At 57.5% G+C, this 21,281-nt stretch carries 14 protein-coding genes; 1 reads left to right on the top strand and 13 read right to left on the bottom strand.

What is annotated here, in order from left to right; genetic code table 11:
- Position 1: 1 nt before the first annotated feature.
- A complete protein-coding gene (locus U9R25_00690) occupies positions 2-1,087 on the top strand; it encodes a C45 family peptidase (GenBank protein MEA3334397.1) in 1,086 nt (361 codons plus the stop codon).
- A gap of 35 nt (positions 1,088-1,122) precedes the next feature.
- On the opposite strand, the gene U9R25_00685 is transcribed toward U9R25_00690, so the two are convergent.
- From U9R25_00685 to hisB, 13 genes are all read right to left on the bottom strand, one after another.
- Entirely contained in the window at positions 1,123-4,743 is a 3,621-nt protein-coding gene (locus U9R25_00685; GenBank protein ID MEA3334396.1) for a TIGR03663 family protein, read from the bottom strand.
- A gap of 34 nt (positions 4,744-4,777) precedes the next feature.
- Positions 4,778-6,538 (bottom strand): glycosyltransferase family 39 protein, encoded by a 1,761-nt coding sequence (locus U9R25_00680; protein MEA3334395.1) that lies wholly within the window; start codon positions 6,536-6,538, stop codon positions 4,778-4,780.
- A gap of 1 nt (position 6,539) precedes the next feature.
- Entirely contained in the window at positions 6,540-9,185 is a 2,646-nt protein-coding gene (locus U9R25_00675) for a DUF2298 domain-containing protein (GenBank protein ID MEA3334394.1), read from the bottom strand.
- A gap of 1 nt (position 9,186) precedes the next feature.
- The gene (locus U9R25_00670; GenBank protein ID MEA3334393.1) at positions 9,187-10,047 is read right to left on the bottom strand and encodes a hypothetical protein; all 861 of its coding nucleotides are present in this window, start codon (positions 10,045-10,047) and stop codon (positions 9,187-9,189) included.
- Between the two features lie 10 nt (positions 10,048-10,057).
- Positions 10,058-10,552, bottom strand: coding sequence for a sigma-70 family RNA polymerase sigma factor (locus U9R25_00665; GenBank protein MEA3334392.1), 495 nt, complete (start codon positions 10,550-10,552; stop codon positions 10,058-10,060).
- Positions 10,553-10,615: 63 nt separating this feature from the next.
- A complete protein-coding gene (locus U9R25_00660; GenBank protein ID MEA3334391.1) occupies positions 10,616-15,334 on the bottom strand; it encodes a DUF2298 domain-containing protein in 4,719 nt (1,572 codons plus the stop codon).
- 100 nt (positions 15,335-15,434) lie between these two features.
- Positions 15,435-17,000 carry a ubiquitin-like domain-containing protein gene (locus tag U9R25_00655; protein MEA3334390.1) on the bottom strand — a complete coding sequence of 522 codons (1,566 nt, stop codon included), beginning with the start codon at positions 16,998-17,000 and terminating at the stop codon, positions 15,435-15,437.
- A 25-nt stretch (positions 17,001-17,025) separates the two neighbouring features.
- Positions 17,026-17,559: a redoxin domain-containing protein gene (locus U9R25_00650; protein ID MEA3334389.1), complete on the bottom strand. Its 534-nt coding sequence runs from the start codon at positions 17,557-17,559 to the stop codon at positions 17,026-17,028.
- Between the two features lie 20 nt (positions 17,560-17,579).
- A complete protein-coding gene (locus tag U9R25_00645) occupies positions 17,580-18,812 on the bottom strand; it encodes a Xaa-Pro peptidase family protein (protein ID MEA3334388.1) in 1,233 nt (410 codons plus the stop codon).
- A gap of 246 nt (positions 18,813-19,058) precedes the next feature.
- Positions 19,059-19,424 carry a nitrous oxide-stimulated promoter family protein gene (locus U9R25_00640; protein ID MEA3334387.1) on the bottom strand — a complete coding sequence of 122 codons (366 nt, stop codon included), beginning with the start codon at positions 19,422-19,424 and terminating at the stop codon, positions 19,059-19,061.
- On the bottom strand, positions 19,411-20,073 hold the full coding sequence (gene hisH / locus U9R25_00635) for an imidazole glycerol phosphate synthase subunit HisH (protein MEA3334386.1): 663 nt from the start codon (positions 20,071-20,073) through the stop codon (positions 19,411-19,413). Before hisH ends, U9R25_00640 begins: the two co-directional genes overlap by 14 nt.
- A complete protein-coding gene (locus U9R25_00630; protein ID MEA3334385.1) occupies positions 20,070-20,651 on the bottom strand; it encodes a DUF402 domain-containing protein in 582 nt (193 codons plus the stop codon). Before U9R25_00630 ends, hisH begins: the two co-directional genes overlap by 4 nt.
- Complete coding sequence (gene hisB, locus U9R25_00625) at positions 20,652-21,236, bottom strand: imidazoleglycerol-phosphate dehydratase HisB (GenBank protein MEA3334384.1); 585 nt, start codon at positions 21,234-21,236, stop codon at positions 20,652-20,654. It lies immediately after the preceding gene.
- Between the last annotated feature and the right edge of the window lie 45 nt (positions 21,237-21,281).

The following is a 21,281-nucleotide window of genomic DNA, read 5'->3' as shown; positions in this document are numbered from 1 at the left end:
TATGACCCAAATCCCTATCAGGCCGAAACGAATCACCCTGCTCCTCTTGATGTGCGCTCTTGCTGCCAGTTGCACGTTGCCTGTCCCCGTCCTTGCACCGGTAGACAATATTGCTCCAGCTCAGCGCGATCAGCCACCTGGTGATGCGCTTGTTGCCGGCACCACCGGGTTGACCTCCTCGGAAGCAGCCACATTGGCAAGTCTGGAGAAGGTCGATGCATATCCCCTCTACACCATGCAATACCACGGTGATTATGTTCGGAATGAGACGGCATGTGCACCCGAAAGGGACTCACTGTTTTCTACCGACTGGGCCTGTTCGCTCTTTGCGGTGCTGGGCGATCGCGACAACATGCTCTTCGGACGCAACTTCGATTGGCAGTATAGCCCGGCCCTGCTGCTCTTCACCGATCCCTCCGAGGGCCACCGTTCCGTCTCCATGGTGGACATTGCCTACCTGGGATTTGCCGGTGAAAACGCCCGCGACTTGCTTGATCTGCCCCTGAATGAACGAAGGTCATTGCTGAGGGCTCCCTTTTTGCCCTTCGACGGCATGAACGAGAGAGGTCTGGTTGTCGGCATGGCGGCCGTGCCACCGGGCAATAAATCGCCAGACCCGGCAAAGGACACCGTGGGATCTCTGGGCATCATGCGGAAAATTCTGGATGGTGCCGCCACAGTGGGCGAGGCGGTCGCGATCATGGAAGGGGTTAACATCGACTTCGGCGGTGGCCCGTCGGTTCACTACCTGATCGCCGATGCTGCAGGCAGGTCGGTGCTCGTGGAGTATTACCGGGGAGACATGGTGGTCATACCCAACGACGAGCTCTGGCAGGCGGCCACCAACTTCCTGCGCAGCGCAGCCGGCGCCACAGCCGAGGTCCAGTGCCGGCGCCATGACACCATCAGCAGCCAGTTACAGACTTCCGATGGCGCCCTGTCCGAAACAGAAGCCATGGCCCTATTGGCCGATGTGGCTCAGCCCAACACCCAATGGTCCATCGTTTACGGGATATCGAACGGCGAGATAAACGTTGCCATGGGTGGAGATTATGGCAATGTGTTCCGGATGAAGATCATGGATTGAGCTTTATGACATTTTGATATGCTGACATTCCCGCATCACCTGATCGGCGGGAAAGCCATGATACGATGGTTCTCGGCATCGGCCACGAAGACCCGATCATCCATATCGGTAGCGATACCGATGGGCTGTTTGAAGCTGAGTGCGTCGGTGCCGAAGTTGCCGAAGGTCGCGACAAAGTTTCCGTCCGAGTCGAAGACCAGCACCCGCCAGGTCTCAGGGTCGGTAGCGTAGACGGTGCCCTCGGAATCAACGGCCAGGTAGGGCTTGTTGGCGATCCCCTGATCGAGCCACCCTTCAACCGGCCATTCCCTCTCAAAAACGAAGATCGGTTGGGGCGGCGCGCCAGAACCGGACAGCTCATCCTGGAAACTCACATTGAACTTCTGAATGCGCCGATTCCAGGTGTCGGCTACAAACAGTTCGCCGCCAGCCTGACCCTCGCCTGGGGAGAAGATGTCAAGACCGACAGGCTCCTCAAACCGTCCCTCGATAGCACCACCACCACCATACTGGCCCAGGAATTCACCGCTGGAACCGAACACCAGGATGCGTTTATTGCCGGTATCGGTCACAAACAGATTGCCGGCACCATCGATGGCGATCGCTCTCGGGCCCCAGAAAGCGCCCGGTTTTTCGAATGCCTCACCGCCGGTGGTATCGAAGTTGCCCCACTTGGTCACAAAATTGCCCAGGGTGTCGAAGACCTGAATGCGATGATTCCACGTGTCGGCAACGTAAACATTGCCGTCGGGTCCGATGGCGATGCCCCATGGCTCCATGAACTGACCATCACCCAATTGCAGCGGCTCATTGCCGTCTGGATCGATACAGCCGGGCTGCCCTTCGGCGTACAGTTCACACTGGCTTCCCCACTGCCGTTGAAGGAAACCTTCGGAGGAAAAAACCTGAATGCGATGGTTGCCACTGTCGGCCACAAATATCTCGCCATCGGCCGAAACGGCGACATTGCGAGGATTCTGCAACCGGCCCGGTTCAGATCCCGGTCCGGAACCGATCATCTGGGCACTGGCGATCTCGCGGAAGCCTTCTTCGTAGGGATCGGTGATCGCTGCCAAAACCTGGGGCTGAGCGCCAAAGTCCCACATCTGAGCGGCGGCGTCCTTCTGCACGAAAAGGCTATAGCGATGCACCAGCGGCCATTGAGCCATAGGATTCGGATACTTTCGCCAGATCACCACATCCAGAAAGGCCTGGCGTTTCTCCGGATCCTTGATACCCTGCCATATCTTCTGCAAGCTGGTGCCCTTGTAGCCCTCGTCAGGCCACCAGATGAGCCGGCGGCTGAATTCCTGATAGTCTCGGCGCAGATAGGGACGCGCTTTGTCCAGGTTCTTGTTGCCTACCAGCACAACCGGTGCATCGAGCATGTTGTCCCGACTGGGATTGGCGCCGAAATAGGTTGCATTGGGCCAATCGCGCAGATACCAGTTGAAAGGCCACCCGGAATCGTCGTCGTACGCCACCTTGAGCTGTTGATCCCCGGCCATCCGCTGGCTGAGTCGCTCGATATCCGCCATGTCCTGGCGGGGATCGGGCGAAGCGTGAGCGTAGAACAGGTACTCGCTGACGTAATCCTGGTTGATGAAGTTCAGCATATAGGTAGTGCGAATCGTCCAGAGTCCCAGAATGAACACGATCGTCAATCCGATAATCTTGCGGGCCTGGCTCCAACCGAGGCGATTAATCTGTTTGGACATCAGGTAGAGAATCACGCCGATTACGATCGCCGCTGCCAACCACTGGGTCGTGTCGCTAAGGCCGGTTATGGTCCGGTTGCGGAAGGGCTCAGTGCCCAACAACGAGGCTACAGCCGCCACCAAGGGTATGACCAGGATCGCTAACCAGATACCACCCCGCTGCCAGAAAGCCCTCCAGTCGACCCGTTCAACGACCTGGCCCAACCACCAGCCGCCAGCAATACACATGGGCAATGCGATATGTGTTGTCAGCCAGGGCATTTTTTCGCCGGCGACGGTGTAGCCCACCCAGGTGAAGAGAACCCAGAAAGGCAGAAAGGCCAGGAAGTAACGATCGCTCTGTGGGAATCTGCTCAGCCCACCCCAAATGGCGGCGAGAAGGACACTGCCAAGCGCCAGCGCACCAGCTATCGTACCCACCAATCCCAGGCCGCCCGGATCGTCCCCGGCCATTGTGATCACAGCAAGCCACAGTGCAATCGAGAGGATCACCAGCATCAGTAGAATCACAGAAACGCGGCTGCGGCGGAAAAACGCGCCAAGAATAACCGGGATACTGAGTAGTAAGGGCAGGAACTCGTACAGGGGCGTGACGATGAAATAATAGTACCAGGGTTGGCTTCCGCGGGCCACCTCCTGCTGGGAAAGCCAGTAGCCCAGGGAACCAACCACGCCGGTGGCAAGGCCCTTGCCATTGGTGAAGAAGGTCGTGAATAAGAGGGCAAACAGGCCAGTGAAGATTCCGGCTGCAATCAGCCAGCGGCGAGAGTCCCAGAGAATACCAATAGCAATCGCCATGCCGATCATACCGATCAGCACTGACAGCGTAGGCAAAATTCCGCCCGGGAAGTTATAGTTCAGCGGATCGTATCCCAGCGCGTCGATGACAAAGGGTGCCAGCCAGGGAAGAATTAGCGTGCCCAACAGAATCGCGATGTCAGTGGCGGGGCTGAACCAGGGTTGTACCGCGGTATCCGAGCGACTTCGGCCCCGAACGTGCCAGGCCGCCAGAGCAACAGCCGCCAGGGCTGGAAGCACGACCACGAATACCGCCAGGATGTTACTGCTCGTCGTTCCCACCGTGTCGGCCAAATTGAAGAGCCGGAAGATGAGGGCACCGAGAGAAGCCACGACGACGGCCGACGCCAGAACGAGCCAGTCCCCGCGCGAGACCCGCAGGGGTACCTGCCGGTCCTCCTCTGGTATGTCTGGCTCAAGACGCCATCCCTGCCACTGGTAGAGAATGATGGCGAGCACAAAAACACCTACGACGGCTCCGTAGATAAACGCCACTTCCTTGGTCGCCAGCATCAACACCAGTGACGCCGAAGTGATGTAAAGCCACTTGCTGGAACGGTGCTCGCCGGCCGGTGCAGCGATGTAACGAAAGACCGCGATAATAAAAAGCAGCGCCCAGAAAATCTCGAAGATGTCGTGCCGGATGTGACGAGAGTAGTGAAGAAGGGCCGGCGAAAAGGTGACGAACAGCGCAGCCAGCCAGGCGCCGCTCTTGCCAAGCCAGGATCGCAACAGCCAGATGAGCCCGACAACACCGACGCCAAACAGGGCCGTCGGCACCCTTGCTATTATGGTACTGTCGCCAAACATGAGATAAAACAACGCCAACACGTGATAGGCAAAGGGCCCGTGATAGACGGGACTGTGTTCGTAGCCTTTGCCTGCATAAAGATTATAGGAAAACCAGGCGTGTTCGCTTTCGTCGTGGCTCATGCTGCGGTTGTCCAACGCGACAAGGCGGACAACTACCGCCACGATCAGCAGACCTGCCCAGGCTATCTTTTCCCAATCCCAGGCCAATATAGATGCTGCCGAACGATCGAGCCAGGAAGTAGAAAGTGTTTCATCGGCTGCTGCCGCGATCTGGGGCTCTTCGGTCTGAATCTCTTCAATTGGAATTTCTTGAGGGTATTCATTCATAATGATATTAAATGACTATACATATCTCTCTGATTTATTTGCCCGGGATCCAGACAATCCCGCGCTGCTCGTCCTGAATCGGCCCAGACTGACCGAAAAGCAACCACTTCCAGAATCCCTGATCGTCTATCCCATCCAGTCGCCAGGTTTGTGAAACCCGATAGCTTCTGCCCGCCAGGGATTGCCCTGTCATCATTGCCTGGTCGTCCAGGCTGACAAGCACTTCACCATTCCGTCCGGTAACGCCCGTTGTTTCCTGGACATCTGCGGTCCGCACATGCCACCGGAGCAACGCCGGCGCTTCATTGCCAGGCATAACCACGAGGCCCACGGGAAGATCGCGCAGGTCGCCGCCGCGCTGCGACGCCAAACGAAATAAATACTCGGTCAGGTTGCGACCGTCTGTCGTACCAACTGTGTGCTCATAGGAGCCCCAGCGGGCACCCGGCTGGCTATGGTTCATCTCGAAGGTACCTCGCAGGCTCAGCAACATCAAGGCGAACAGTACCAGTGAAATGCCCAGCTTCTTCGCAACCTCCTGGCCGTAAAGTACCAGATAGGCCATCAGGAGGGCTGCCAGCATGCCAACGGCAGCGATAGCGCTCAGCAGGTAGGGATTTGCCTGAAGCGACGGTCCGCCCACAGAGGAAAATTCTGCCACCCAGATGGCCAGTGACCCCAGGATGGCGATACCGGCCGCTAATCCCACCCCGGCCTCCACGGTCAAGTCCTCGACATTCAGCGAACGGAAAAAGGCAGCAACGGCCGGGCCGCCCAGCAAAGCCAGAACCAGCGACAGCAGCGCCAGGTCGGCCGGTCCCCGACCGGGACGAACCAACACCAACATCAGGCCCAACGCCAGCCAAAGACCAAGCCCAACGGCAATCCAATTGCGCTTACGAAGACCGAAAACAAGCCCGGCCAATCCAAGCAGCACGACCAGCGGCTCCATCTTGATCCACTGAACCAGCAACCAGAGCGGATGATACCCGCCCGGCTCCACAAATCCCTGCAAAAACCCAACCGGCAGGTCAGCCAGGATACCCAGACCAGCGGGATTGAAAAAGAGCCCGGTCGCCCCCAGGAAAAGGATTAAAACCCCGACCAAAACGGCCGTGGAGAGCCCTGGACCAAAGAGAGAGTCTCCAGGCTTTCGCCCGTCAGAACGGCCAAGAGCAAGGAGGGCGTAGGGAAGGATCAAGAACAGGGCTGCGTAGCCAACGGGCGCGGAGAGAAGCATCAATGCCAGAGCCGCTGCATTCCACACCATCCAGTGGCGTGCCCGATCCCGCCGCCATCCTGCCAGGCCGACGATCAGGGCCATTGCAGCAAAAAGAGCAACACTAACTCCCGTACCGCTCCGGCTCCAAAAGACCAGGGAAGAGGAGAACGCCAACAGCAGGGATGAAACAAGCGCACCGGTACGGCCCAGTTCGCGGCGCAGGCCATAGGGAAGCAGCACGAGCAGGGTCCCCACCAAGGCCGGCCAGAATCTGGCCAGGCCCTCAGAGGCTTCCATGATACCGAAGCCAAGGTATTGCAGGTTCAACAGCAGTGGGCTGATAGCGGTGACTGGATCGAGTTGGCTGCCCTGGACCAGATCGAGAGCCGCCGCGGCCTGGACAGCCTCCTCAAGGCCCATTGGCCGCTGGCCGAGTCCAGCGAAACGGACCACCAGGGCTAATAACGCGATCGCCGCGTAAGCAGCCTTTTCTATTGTGAACCAGGACCCCATGCGAATGGATGGTTGGTCCATACCTCGCGGGTCAGAAGCCAGGGAGTCGCTCACTGCCATATCACGATCCTCGCCGCCTGTAGATACGCACACCATCCAGATCGTAGACCAGATCGAGCAGAGCCGCCAACCGGGCTTCCGACTGAGGGGTCACCTGATAAGTGCTGCGCTCCAACTCTCCGACGATGACGAAATCGATGTTCCATTGATCGATCAGGGCCTCAAGCTCGGCATTGGCCGCATCGCGATAGATACGGTCGATATCTGGTCGCCGGAGATTCTGCTCGTCCCTGGTGCCACGCCATTGGAATTCATGGAAGTCCCACCCGAGCAAGGTGGGCAACCCGGTCATGGCGGCCATGCGCCCGGAATAGGTGTAAGATCCACCTGTGGCTTCGAGAATGTTGGCCTGTCCGGGCACGTTGTCCCGCAGCCATTGAGCTGCTGCCACATCGCCTGGGTTGTTTCGTTCGATATACTTCAGGCCGTCCAGAGTGGGTTCGCCGGCAAACTTTCCAGCACGCGTATACGTGCCAAAGACCGGATAAAAAAGTCCTGCGACTACCAGCAACGCCAGCAACCCGAGGCCACCGTAACGCAGCAACGGCCTGCCATACCGAGCCACATAAATCACGGCAAAAGCAGCGACCACCGCCATCAGTATCCAGGCCTGAAAGTAGAACTTAAATACGGTGTTCATTCGAGTAGAAAAGAGATCACGCAAGTAGACGAATTCGACGCCGAACACCAGGAGGAAAGCAGTCACCAACGCCAGCAGAGCGAAGGTTGTTACAGCCAGGGTATCGGAGCTTCCCGTCATCAGGATGGAATGTCCCGGCTCAACGGTGGCCTGCTCCGCACTTTCAGTAATGTCAATATCGGTTTCGTAGCCGACAGTGATCCTGAGACGGCTCCATAACAGGCCAAGCACCCAGGCCAGCAACACCGCCAGCACCAGGTAGGTCCAGGGTGAGCCAATTCGTATGGCGACCACACCCTGCAGCAGCTGGAGCAGCGATGCCTCGCCCACCTGCTCCCGAACAACAGGAAGCTGCATCAGGCGCTGCACGAAATCCTGTCCGGCATCGGTCCAAAGACCCACAGCCAGCATGGTCAACAGGAAAAGAATGGGTGCCAGAAAGGTCCAGGGCAGAAAATGCAGGAAATCTCTGAAGGTTTTGCGGCCATTCCCGCTTAACGCCAGCAGCAGCAAAATCGCGGCAAAAAGCAAAGGAGCAAACATCACCAGGAATTGGGACAGCCGGGTCGGAAAAATAAAGTTGGGCAGAATGCCCCCTGCCTGAGATTGAAACCCAAAATAGAAGGGCAGATAGAGCAGCACACCGGTAATCGCCAATCCCAGACCAACCAACAAGGTGTCAACCACAGCGCGCCCGGTCGCGCCCCCCGACTGCCAGGCCAACACGGCCGCGACTGCCAACATGGTCAGAAAAAGATAGATGGGAAAATCCCAGGTGTTGAGAAACGCCAGACCACCCAAAGTCAAGGCATAGAGCAAGAAGCCGATGCTACCACCAGGAAACAGGCCCATGATACGATGAAAAAAAGAGGGTGGAATACCGTTGGACTCTTTTCCGCCAGATGGAATCCTCGGGGCGCCCAACATCACAATTGCCAGTGCCAGTCCGATCGCCAGCAGGACAAAGGGCAAACCAAGGACATGGGGATGCATATCTCCCAACAGAAAGCTGAAGAAAGGAAACTCGTCGATAACCTCGACCGAGTTCCCAAGCAGGTCGCGGTCGTTGATCACCCGGCTGGCCCGCCACCACCAGAAAAAGCGCTCCGGAGCGATACCGGTTGCCGTCGGGCAATTGGACAGTGCCTCCACAAAATTAGGTCCCCGCATGCAGTTTAGATCTTTGACATCCAACCATCGCCAAAAGGCAAGAGAACCAATGCTCATCCCCTGCATGGACTCCAGGAACCCCTCCAGGTTACTCAGCACGGCAACGAAAAGCGCGCCCAGCAAACCGCCTCCCACAGCTGCGGGCGACACAGACGACGATCCACTGCCGGTCTCATCGAATGGAGACCGGAATAATACTGCCACCATGTCATAAGCCACAGAAAAGGCTGTGACAAGGGTTAACCCAAACCATGTTCCCAAACCAACGTTGAATGCAACGCCTGGAGCGAGACCGGAGAGTCGGGTCAACAAGGCCAGCATCACGTAGCCGAAGTAATAATAGCTGATACCATACCCCGATAGCCAGGGATCCTGGGGCGGGAACTGCTGGCTGCGCAGGATGCCGTTCAGGAAGGTGATCTCCATAAACTTCTCGCCGCCTGCCGTCGCAATATCGGGGCTATAGCTTCGTACCCACGCCCAAATCATCATGCCGGCCAGAAAGAGAATCTCGCCTACCAGCAGCAAGCTCAGATGGCCACGCAGCCACACGAAAAACGGCCGGCTGCCATTGGCGGCCCGCGCAAAACCGCTGCGCCCCACAACCAATGAAAGGGCAGCAACAACAGCCCAACTGAAAAAAATGCCGCCCAGGTTGTTGCGAAGGAATCCTAAACTGGCGCCCATCCACAGGACCCAGGTAACGGCCAGAAGCCCGATGGGTTTGGCGAGAAAGTAGCCCCGGCTTGGAAGCACCCCCAGGATACGCCAGGCGAATGGCAGCGCTGCCACGGCAATGAATTGAATGGCGAGCCAGAAGCGAATTACATCAACCATACTATTGCAGCGATTCGGCTATGCGAAGCATCTCCTCTTGCGTCAGCACCTGACTCCATAGCTCCAATGTCACACCATCGTGTTGCCAAACAAGCTGCCTGAGAACCTGCGACGGCGGCCCAACTTCCAACATTACGGCGGGCAACCCCTCGCCAATCACAATCTCGTTGACTGAATGCACATCCTGCGATTGGAATTCAATTCTCGACGGCGAGTCGCCCGACGGGAGCCGCCCGTTGAACTGCCTCAACACAGCGTAAAAACCGACATCACCAGCAGGATAGTCAGGCTCGTACCTGCTTTCAACATACAACGGCTGCAACGATAACGGCAATGCACCGTATGTCACCATGTCCACACCTGTCAGGCGGTAACCATGGGGCAGGAAAGAGGGCGCCCGCAGCTCAAAGCCACTCCTCTCCTCTGCTGCGGCCAATGTATCGAAAGCCATCTCCGTGGCGGCAAGTGCTGGACGAACTGTCTCCTCGGGAGCCACAGCAACGTCGACACTGCCCAGGGAGAAACGCGCCATCCAGTTACCCAGAGCCTGACGCGGGCCGGGCAGCACCAGAACGATCACAAGCAATAATGCTGCAACCGGTGCCAACCATCGCAGGTTGAAGCCACCGGGCCATGACCACGCCAGTTTACGCTGAGACGACTCTGCCTGCGTTTCGATGGCCTGCAGACGGGCCCAGACACGCTGCCCGAACACTGGGTCAGCGTCGGGAAGCAAGGTCGGCAGCGCTGCCAATCGGGCGGCAGTCTCTACCGTGCCGGCATCCAGGCCGACCGGCAGCGGCCAATCTGGTGAGTCATCCAGGAAGTCGCTCAATTGCCCTGCAAGTTCTTTCTCATCCACCTGCAATTCCTCAACCTTCAATGCCCAGCCGGTCCCGGACCTTGCGAATCGAGCGAAACAGGATCACGCCGACGTTGCTGTCGCTCAAGTCCATCGCCTGGGCAATTTCCCGATTTGAGAGACCACCAGCGAATTTCAGGGCAACGATCTCCTGCTCCCGCAGAGACAGGGTGTCGATCGCCGCCAATACCTCCGATAGATCCTCTCGACGGGCAGCTGTTTGATGGGGTGTCTCGCCGCGCGCCGGAAGCTCGAGCAACGCATCCAGGCTGACCTGATCCCGCCGCCTCCGGTAGTATTGGCCAACTTCATTTCGGGCGATTCGGAACACCCACCCACCGAAGGCTTCCGGGTTGCGCAGTTGATCAATCTTGCGAAACGCCTGTTCGAAGGTGGTCGCCGTTAAATCCTGCGCCAGGGAGTCGTCAGGCACGCGCAGCCTGATGAAATTCAGGACCCGCGGCAGATACTCCCGATAACGGGCAGCAAACTGGTGGGCGTCAATCAGTCCTGCTCTCCTCGCTACACTTCCACCTTCGTTGGTAATGATGCACGTGGATTGCTGTCATTACACCACCCGAAAGATGGTTACCTTATCGTTCTGGAACACCACCTCCAGGTCGCCTTGTTCGGCAAGCTGCCCGAACTTGGCCAGCCCCTCCGGTGGTACAACAATCTCTTCGAGCTGGCCAACATAGATGTAATCAACCTTCAATTCATCGATAAGTTGTCTTGCCCGCGCCAGATCGGTCGTACGCCAGAATTCCTCTGCCAGGGAGCGGCGGGCACCGGTTTGAGTGCCGTAGCGCTGTTCCCCCTCCTGATGAAAGCCCAGGAAGGTGGGAAAACCGGTGAAACTGGAGACGCGCAGGCCTCCTTCTCGATAATAGCCAATGGGCGCCTCGGCAACCAGGGGCGTACCCTCCAGGTTTTCCAACATCCAACGCAGGGCCTGGTAGTCATATCCCAGCTCGATGACCGAATTGGGCGCCTGGCCAGGATCGGGATGCCAGGTGTACGTTCCCGATTGCATGTAGGCCATGCCATCCAGCGTACCAATGGACGGCACGCCATTCTGCTGCGGAAATCGGTCGTTGACGCGCGACGAAGTGCCCAGAAAGAGGAAAACCAGTGACAGAAGCAGCAGGTAGAAAAAAACGATTGTCCACAGGATTCGCCAGCCCAGGCGCCAGCGCTCGTGTATAAAGCGCCATATCCCGGGAAGTGCTACCCCAAGGGCCAGCCCGAGCATGACCCAAACCTGGATATAGAACTTGAAAAGCGTATTCATCCGCCGGTAATCGCCACCCTGAAGATGGTCCTTCAAGTAGAATATCTCGACCCCGAACAGAACCAGCAGGGCCGTGAAGACCAGTACTGACAAAAAGACCCGGGCGGCGCTAACCTGGCGGCGCAAAAGCAAGAGGGAAACACCAAACAACGGTAACAGCAGTACTGCAGGCACCCGCCAATCGACGCTCCAGAGCAACACCGCCAAAGCTACAATCAGGGCAAGTATGAGATATATGCTGGTACTCAGGCGAGGCGTCAATTTTGTGAGACGGGGCACCCCCGGGAGGCTGTCGAGGGAGATGCCAAGCCAACGGAGAATCGGCAGCTCGCGAGCGCGGCCAACACCAGGTTTTCGTCGAAGTTCCACAAGAATGTAGGTAACAAGCAAAAACCCGAGGAAGCCCCATATATTGAGCCACAATCCCAGTTCGGTCGGCGTGGTAACGATTCCCACACCACTGGCCGCGATGGCCTTATAATTCAGGAAAAAGGGTAGATAGAGCCCAATTGCCAGTACCAACAACAGGATGGCAAATAGCACCGTTCGTAGCAGCGACCTGCCGGGAGATCGATAGAGACGGCCGCTGCGCCACTCCCGCACCAACCAAACCAGGACAGCCAGACCAAAGTAGGTCGGCAGGTCCCAGGTATTCAGAACGGCCAGGGCACCCAGAACCAGCGCCATTGCCGGAAAAAGCCCGTCGCCGGTGAGCGAACGAATGCCATATGTCAACCATTGCCGTCCTGTAGCTCCCATGGTCAGGACCTTTGGCGAGGTCTCAACTAACATGCTGTAGGCCATGGCAAGGAAAAGCACGGTAAAGGGGATGCCGATCATGTGGGGGTGAAGATCGGCAAATAGAAAACTCCAATAGGGAAACTCGTTAATGGTATAGGGAATCACCCGGCTGGGATCCCAATACCAGTAACCCCGCACACGAGCGGTGCCGTTGGCGACCTGCACCAGTCCATCGACGGCGCCAACGGCCGTCTGCACACCGGGTAATCGACTCTCGAACCCGGTGCCCGCAGCCAGCGCCAGGTTGCGCACCATCTGACCACCACCATCGACATTGCCAAGAAGCGCGACGAAGAAAGCTGCCAACAGTCCAGACCCAATCCCGTACGAGACTGGCTGCCCGGAAAAGCTATCGAGCCGGCGGCCCGACCCTGGCGACGGAATTCCTTGCTCCTTCGTCACAGTCGAATCCTGTTCAACAGGCTCGGCGGTTCCCCTCCATGACAGCCTTCCGGCCAGCGTGTAGCCCAGGCTGACCACGTTGACAATCGTCAGGGCAAACAGGGTCGGAACGGCCAGGTTAAAGGCCACCGACGACCAGATTCCCGTGAGCTTGGCCAACAGGGCCACCAGGTAATGGCCGTAGTAGTAATAGTTGATTGTGCCGCCGGCGAAATAGGGATCAATCGGGGGGAAATTGGCACTGCGCAGGATTGCGTTCAGGAAAGCGAACTCCATGAACTTCTCGCCGCCATTCCAGGGTTGCCACAGGTCGGGATTCAGGAGCCGAACGACAACAAACAGTAGATAGGCGACTCCGAACAGCGCCTCACCGAAAATCAGGATACCCTTTCGCGAACGCCAGAAGGCCGCCATCTCCTCTCGATTTCGCCAGGCAAACCAGAAGGATACTGCAGCAACTCCCAGCGCTACCACCAGGATAAAAGCGAGCGAATTCTGGCCTATTCGCAGACTGGCTGCAAGCCACACGCCATATCCGACCGTGAGCCAGCCCAAGGATCGGGAGAACAGATAACCACGATCCCGCAGATTCCTGAAAAGTGAGAAGGCAAAGGGCCATACCAGCAAGCCGATGAAAAAAAGAGCGAGCCACCAGCTGATCACCGCCAGGGGCACCGACCTGCTGGCCGCAGTATTCCAACGGAAATCCTGAACTACCGGAAGTTCGTCCAGCGGTTGATCCAGAAGGAGATCAGGACTTTCCTCGAGTTCCTGTGGTTGCCGGCTGACTCCCTGGCCATCGAACACCGACCATATGCGCTGAATCAAGGTGGGCTCACCTACGTGCCATGCCCTGGCGCCGGCCCAGCTGTTGCCCAGCAACGCATTCCACTCGGCGTCGCTCAGATCCCTGACCTTGCGAAAGATGAGAGTTCGGGGATGATCGTAAACCCAAAAGCTTTCATCGGCACTTTGATCGTCGATCTCCACACCGAACAGACCTGGAAAGCTGGTGAATTCGGCTGCCAACTCATATCCCAGCTGGCCGGCAAAGAGCAACTCGTAAAACCGATTGCTCATGGGATAACGCTCGGGCAAGTTCGGCAGAGCGCCGTATAGACGCTTGGTTGCCAGCACGTAGGTATCTCCTTCGCGCAGGTTATCCCTCAGTGTCTCGAACTTTCGCTCCGTATCCTCCTCGTACATGGGCATAGTCAGATTACGCCAGCCATGAGCGCCTGGATTGCCGTCGTCTTCGGGCAGCGAGAGGGGTAAGCCCTCCTCCCAATGTTCCGTAATCCAGACACTGTTGTCAGGAATGGTATCGTACATCCAACGAGAGGCCCGGATGAAGGGATGTTCCTGCCCGTAGACGCCATTGACAAAAGCAACGGACCAGAGAACAGCTCCCAGGAGTGCAGCTCCACCGACAATAGCAGCCATCCATCGCCGGCTTGACGACTGCCGGACAATCGCGTCATCTTCAGCGACGACGCTGGGTTCAGGCGAATTTGCCCTGCGAGGCACCTCACCTGCGATGGCAGCAACCAGGCCCGCGGCGAACACCATGAGCAAGGGCACAATGGGCACCATGTAGCGATTGAACTTGGCCAGGAAGAGGCCGGTCATGCCAAAATAGGGTATGACCCAACTCAGGATGATCAGCTCGCCCGCCAGGGAACGGCCACGCAGCACTTTGACCAACACCCACATCAGGGCAACCATGCAAAGCAGTCCCAGGGGCCAGCCGATTCCCCACTTGACCTGCTGTTCCAGGAAATAGAGGTACGGCACGCTGCCTCGATACTGGCGAGTAAAGGGGAAATCCGCCTCGCCGCGTACCATAGCGCCCTGCTCGATAAGCACCGCCCGATTGAAGTTTTCCCAATCGAGCAATACAAAGGGGGAAGTCACAGCGAAGGTCGCTACAGCGACGAGCAAGGCAAGGATTACCAAAAGGGCAATCTGGGAAGACGAAGGTCGTTCGCCGGCCAGATCTGTTGCTTCGAAGCCACGCCCCCGCCACAGCATCATCAAGCCTGCTACTACAGGTGCAGCCAATACCGGCAAAGCACTGAACTTTGATGCGATGGCCAGACCCGCGCCGATACCAGTTATGACCGCCCATATCCACGAGACGCGACCGCGCTGGGCCAATTCCACGAGGCGAAGCGCGCCGTAGAGCGCCAGCAGGGTAAACGCAGTACTGATGGGATCGACGGCGAAGAAGTGACTGAGCTGGATCTGAAGCACGGTAAAGGCAGAAAAACCCGCCGCCAGCAATCCCACCCACCAGCGCCGCCGCCCGTAGATATGCTGAGCCAGTAAAAAGACCAACAACACGGTGAAGGTATCGGCAATAGCTGTGATCAGGCGGCCGACCAGGGCAAATCCAGGCACGCCATTGGCTGTTCGCAAGGTCTCGACCAGCTCACCTGGCAATCCCAGCCCTTCGGCCAGTGGTGCCAGTTCGTGAAGACCGTTAGCAGCAAGAACTACCAGGTAAAGGGGAAAGTGCCCGTAGGTATAGCTGCGCCGGCTCTGTTTATTGACATCCCACAGAGGATTCAGGGGAGACTGGCGCGTGTCAAGCAGGCTAATGCCGTCAGGTGGCAGGTGAATTGAAGGCGCGTAAAAAGCGACGGTCGAGCGTTCGTCCGGATGAGGAAGGTGACCATCTGCCCAATCAATGTGAAAGACGCGCAAAAAAAATGCGGTCAGTAGAATCAGTACAAGGTACGCACCGACCCACCAACCGCTCGTGCGCTTCTTCGGCTTTTCGGCTTGCGACATACGCAACTTCGATCATTTTGAGATCGCTCAGTCGAAAGGAAGCAGATGCCCACCCCTGGAGGGAATCAGGACAAGCATGCTTCCCCTCTATGCGATCCTGTTACTGCTGCAAACAACGCACCCTGGGCCGGTCGGGCAAAAAATACTCGATCTGATAGGAGGGTGGCTCCGGCGTCAACAGATACACGTCGACACAACGGCTCCAGGGCACCAACTGACCCTCTTCGTAGGCCAGATCGATCCACCGGCCCTTGATAGCGCTGCCTGTGTCGAGGGCATCGGCAACCCCGTACCCGGGCACATAAACCTTGCTGCCAAGTTTCACCACGCTTGGATCCACGGCCGCCACCCCGTAGCCAACCGGGGTTCCTGACCGGGTGAGACCATAATAGGGCGCGTCCACCGGGGTTCCCGCTTCATCCGCGGAATAGGAGGTAGCAAACATGCGTACCTTGCGCCAATAGGTTAGAGTGCCTTCCGTGGTCTCCAGTTCCCGAGGGATGATATCTGTGCCGTACTTGAGCACGCGGGTAATTGGCTGTTGGGCCAGCCAATGGTCCTCAAGAAAACGATCGACAGGCTCATCATCCTCCAGGACAGTCCGGTAACGCCAGCGCTGGATACCCCGAACCCCCTCGTTTTCCATGCGGCGCTGGTCGATTTCCAGCTCAGGATCAGCCTGCCAGATCGTCGAATATGGCGTGACTTCTTCCTCCACGTCAAAGCGATGTTCAACCTGGGTGATGGTGACCTCCAGATCATCGGTCACGACAGTCTCCAGCGATGGTTCTACCCGATCCAACCCAGCCAATACCAGTCCATTCTCGGTCAGGAGATCAGAGACCGTTGCCGCCCGGGTCCTGGTACGCCAGATTCCATCCCCGGAACGGACGCTGACAGGCTTGGAACGATCCAGGAATATCTGAGCACCGGCGCTCGCGGGTGTCCCCAGCCCCGGCCGAACTCGATCGCCGATGAAAAACTGCAGGCCATGTTCCGTCAACGCTTCCCCAATGGTCGATGCCGTCGTCCAGAGGGTGACCGAGGGACCTTCATCGTGAAGCACCAACGGCACGGCGCGCACGATTGCAATTTCGACCGCGGAAAGCTCTGTGCCCTGCCAGGGCAAGGGCTCGGGAATCCCGGAGAACTGGCGCCCACCCAGCAACTCGGGCAGGGGTAACAGCGTATCGACATTGGCAGGTTGTCCGGCCAGCGTCAGTTCATCGTGGGGGCCCGTGGTGATACCTGCCTCGTTCAAGACGCCGCCCACCGTAGTCAGGTGGGTTCGTAGATGGCGTTCCCGGCTGTCGCCCTGTACAACCACAGGCCTGGCCCGCACGATCTCTATCACCAATCCCGGTAGGAGCCCCTTTCCCAGGGGGGTCGTGATTCGATCCTCCGGTGTCAGCGTAACCTGCAATTCGCCCAGGAGATCGCCCACCGTGCTCTGATGGCTGTTAACGCGCGCGGTCAGACCATCGATCGAGATGGTAACCGGTGCAGCGGTGGAAAAGTATCCCCAAACGAGCGCACCAAGAATGGCAACCGCCAGAACGAGGGTGACAACTACGGAGAGGAATGGAACCTCAATTGGCTGGTTCCATTCCCGCGATCCGGATTCGGGTTTGGCTTCTGGAGAAAGGGTGGGTTCAGCTACCGCCATAGATCTAATCTATCAATCGATTTAATCAATCAACCTCTGTTCGCACCAATACACACCCGAAGGGTTCCGTAGTGGCCGGCTCGGGGCGATGCCGGCGAATGAGCGCATCGAGCGCCGATTCAAGATAGTTGACCGTTGCCTGCGGACTGTCAAGGGTCCGATCATCGATTGCGCCGCTATAGGCAAGAAAACCGTTCGCATCAACCACGAAGATGTGAGGCGTGGTCAAAGCGCCATACATATCAGCGACAACTGCGCCCTTGTCGTGCAATATAGGAAATCCAAGCTTCCGCTCCTTGGCCGCAGCTGCGATCATCGGAAAGGTCTCGTTACTATTGGACGCGATTGCCAGGAACACGATTCCATCGCCGACCCAATCCTCGCTCACTTCGGCAAACCACTCATCGTATTCGGTGCTCCAGGAACACTCGACGGACCAGAAATCCAATACAACGGCCACACTGGCGACCTCAAGAACCTGCGACAAGCGAACCGGCTGGCCCGTGATGTCGACCAATTCAAAATCGGGAGCGCGACCCCCGGGAGTCAATACTTGCATGGACAAATCCTCCAATCAGATCATCTGCCAACTGGCAGAACCAGGTCTTTGGCGAATGGCGTAATGCTATGAAACACGCCATCGTGGTCACAAATGTAGGTATCCTCAACCCGAACACCATAGCCCAGTTCGGGATAATAGAGGCCGGGCTCAATCGTAAACACAGTCCCCGGTTCAAGGGTAGCGGTATTCCCCGGCAGATGGGAGAACCCTGGCGCCTCATGTACCTGAAGGCCCAGGCCATGGCCAAGGCTATGCACATATCCCGACTGCGAAGCAAAATCCGTCATCGACGTTGGATGGCCTTGAGATTCGAAGTACTCACAAGTCAGCACCTGATACTCCGCGGTCAGCCGCCCTACCTTGAGAGCTGCCACCGCCAGATCAAAGCTTGTCATGACATCCTCGTACGCCTGTTCAACCTCAGGCGGAGCATATCCAAGGCACCAGGTGCGCGTCATATCGTGGTAGTAGCCGCCACCCTGCGGCCTGGGAAAGATATCAAAGATAATCGACTTGCCCAGTTCCAGGACATCATTGGGATCACCGTGGTTGTGGGGAACACCCGCATCTGCGCCTGTAGCGAAGATATTCTCGGCAGGCTCTTCCAAACCCAGATTGGCCAGTTGGCCACGAATAAAATCCTTGACATGGCCGATGGTCATCGGCTCGCCATCGCTGGCCACCAGATGGTTGTTCGAGACAGGCCGGCTCGTCAGAAGATCGGCAACTGCCCCCACCACTTGACAGGTTCTCCGCCCCAAGTCCTTCATCACATCGATTTCAGCCTGATCCTTTGTTTCCCGAGCGCGGGAAAAGAGGTCCCGGTCATATTCGGTGACGATTTCGCTCGCGTGTAGCCTTGTTTGCAGAGCAGAAAGCAAGGTATGGGCCGAACCGATCTCCCCGTGCCCGTAGAACCCCACCTGGCCGCGCACGCCTGACTCGGCAAGTATCTGTCGAATCAGCTCGGCACGGGCCATGAGTGCGTTGCCTTCAACGGCCTGGAAGATCTTGCCAATATCCCAATGGGTGTACGGCAGACAGTCGTAGCCTGTCTCGGCGGCATTATCCCGTTCGATAGGGTGGTGGATCAAGAGAGATGGTGCATCCTTCTGGAAGATCAACATGACGCCTTCCAGCTTGACTCCACCGGTGAGATAATACACAGTGGGACTCTCGACAGTCGATCCCATCACGACTGCGGCGTCAAGGTTTCGCTCCTCCATCAACCTGCCGATGTTCTGTCGCATTGTACACCTGTCCTTACCTGATGGATTACCAGCCTTAGCATCGCAGTATAACCCGATCCCAGCCAGGCAGCAAATCACCGACCGGCAAAAAGCCCGGTTGTTCGGATGGGCACAGGGCGGAGTCTCGGAGTTTCAGAGTCTCGGAGGAACCGTATCAGGTCCTTTCTGACTCTCAGACATTCTGATCCTCTGCCACTCTGACCCCCTGATCCTCTGTCTCCATGATGCCGCGTAAAAATTTGGGGATCAACCTTTTAAAGCCGGCTTTTTGGCGCGGGCCGGTAGTTCCGCCTCTTTCTTTCGCCCGTCAAGAATATGCATCATCGCCAGGTAGGGGTGTCGCCAGATCATGCGGGGCCCAGCGAAGCGCATGACCTCACGAATCTGCTCCCGCCGCTCAGGTTTGTAACAATGCACCGCGCAGTTGGCACAGGTCGTTTTCTCCTCCTGAAAGGGACATTTGTCGAGCCGCAGCAATGCGTACTCCTGGAGTTCAGAGCACTCAGCGCATAATTGCCCCTTGTTCCCGTGGTTTTGGCGGCAGTAAATGGCGACCATCACCCCAATGGTTCGCCGTTCCCGTTTCATGCGAGGGTGCTCAGTTGCCGTCACCTGTCGATTCTCCTATCTCCACAATATCTACGAAATTACGCAGGATCTGAAGTCCAACGTCGTGGCTCTTCTCAGGATGGAACTGCACTCCCCAGACGTCGCCAGCCGGCTTCCTGACCACAGAAGCGTAATCGATGCCATAATCGGTCCGGGCGATGATGGCCGAGGAATCTCGGGGGTCGCAGTAATACGAGTGCACAAAGTAAGCATAGCTACCGCTCGCCACACCCTTCAAAAGCGCATCTGTATCATTATGCCAGAGCTGGTTCCAACCAATCTGCGGCACCTTTAAGATGTGTCCATCCGGGCCCTCAAAATCATCGTTGAAACGACGTACACTGCCCGGCAATAAACCAAGGCCGGAATGATAACCCATCTCCTCACTGTCGTCAAAAAGCAACTGCATGCCGACGCAGATACCGAGCAAGGGACGGCCCAAGGCGGCTAATTCCTTGACGATGGGGACAAAACCGGCATTCTCGAGGCCCGATGCACACGCGCCAAAGGCGCCAACACCAGGCAGGATTACACCGGATGCCTGCCGAACCTGTTCGCTGTCACTGGTCAAGATCGCAGACGCGCCCACAAAATGGAGAGCCTTCTCGACACTGCGCAGGTTGCCAATGCCATAGTCAATGATGGCGATCATGGTTTAATGGACTCCATCAGGCTCTTGAGATCAAGCTGCCAGTTGCGCACCAGCGCCGGCGGGAAATTTCCCTGGAATATCCCGGTCGTGAGACGCCTGACGTGCTCTTCAGCTTGATCTGCCTCCTCAGGCAACAGACTACCACCTGTAGTTGTTTCTTCGAAAGCAACCTCGTTTCGCATCGTGACCCGTCCCCCGGGGTCGATCCATATGTCAAGCTGAAGGTCCCTGGTAACCCAGTTTCCAGCATCCTCCGTGAACGGTGTGCACACGTCTACCCGGGTGCCAAGCAAACGGCCCTCGTTGTCGAAATAGCGCTCGACAATCTGTTGATCCCGAGGTACCCAAAAGCGAAACCATACGAAACCCGGGCCCTTCAGGCCTTGGAAGTCGCCCGAATCGGCCTCGATCTCCGGGCCCCACACCAGGCGCTCCACCAGGATATCGGACAGCACGTCGGCACGATAGCCCACCGCACCGGCCCAGCGGGCCCACTCGCCGCTGGTGATTGTACAGATTTCCCCCTCAGAAGATGCCGTGCCAGCCGGCTCGATAGCCCGATTTATTTCCGTCTTCACCTACAACACACCCTTCGTGGATGGAACGCCCTGCCGCCTGGGATCAACCTGTGTTGCCGCGTCGAGCGCACGGCCCAGCGCTTTGAAAAGCGCCTCGCAGGCATGATGGTCGTTCCTGGCATATAACAGCTGGGCATGCAGGTTCAGACGTCCATGAATCGCAAAGGACTCCATGATATGCCCGATCATGTCGGTACCCAACGAGCCCAATCTCGGCGTCCGCCAATCCGCCTCAAAGACGCAGTAGGGACGTCCACCCAGGTCGAGGGCGACGAATCCCAGAGCCTCGTCCATAGGCACATAGGCATGTGCTGTGCGTACGATTCCGGCGCGGTCTGCCAGCGCTTCATCCAATGCCATACCTAAACAGATCGCTACATCTTCGGCTGTATGGTGTTCATCCACTTGGAGATCGCCATCGGCACGCACTTGAAGGTCAAAGAGTCCATGGGAGGCAAAAAGGGTCAACATGTGGTCGTAGAAGCCGATTCCCGTTTTGATGTCGGCCTCACCAGTGCCATCGATGGTTAGCTCAAGCTCGATAGATGTCTCTGCCGTAATGCGTTCGATCGCGGCGTTTCGCATAGGTTATACTCCAGGAGGAAGGGATATCGATGTCATTATGCCGCT

The sequence above is a fragment of the Chloroflexota bacterium genome, assembly GCA_034717495.1.
GTDB lineage: Bacteria > Chloroflexota > Anaerolineae > JAAEKA01 > JAAEKA01 > JAYELL01.
This window is presented reverse-complemented; position numbering and strand designations above follow the sequence as displayed.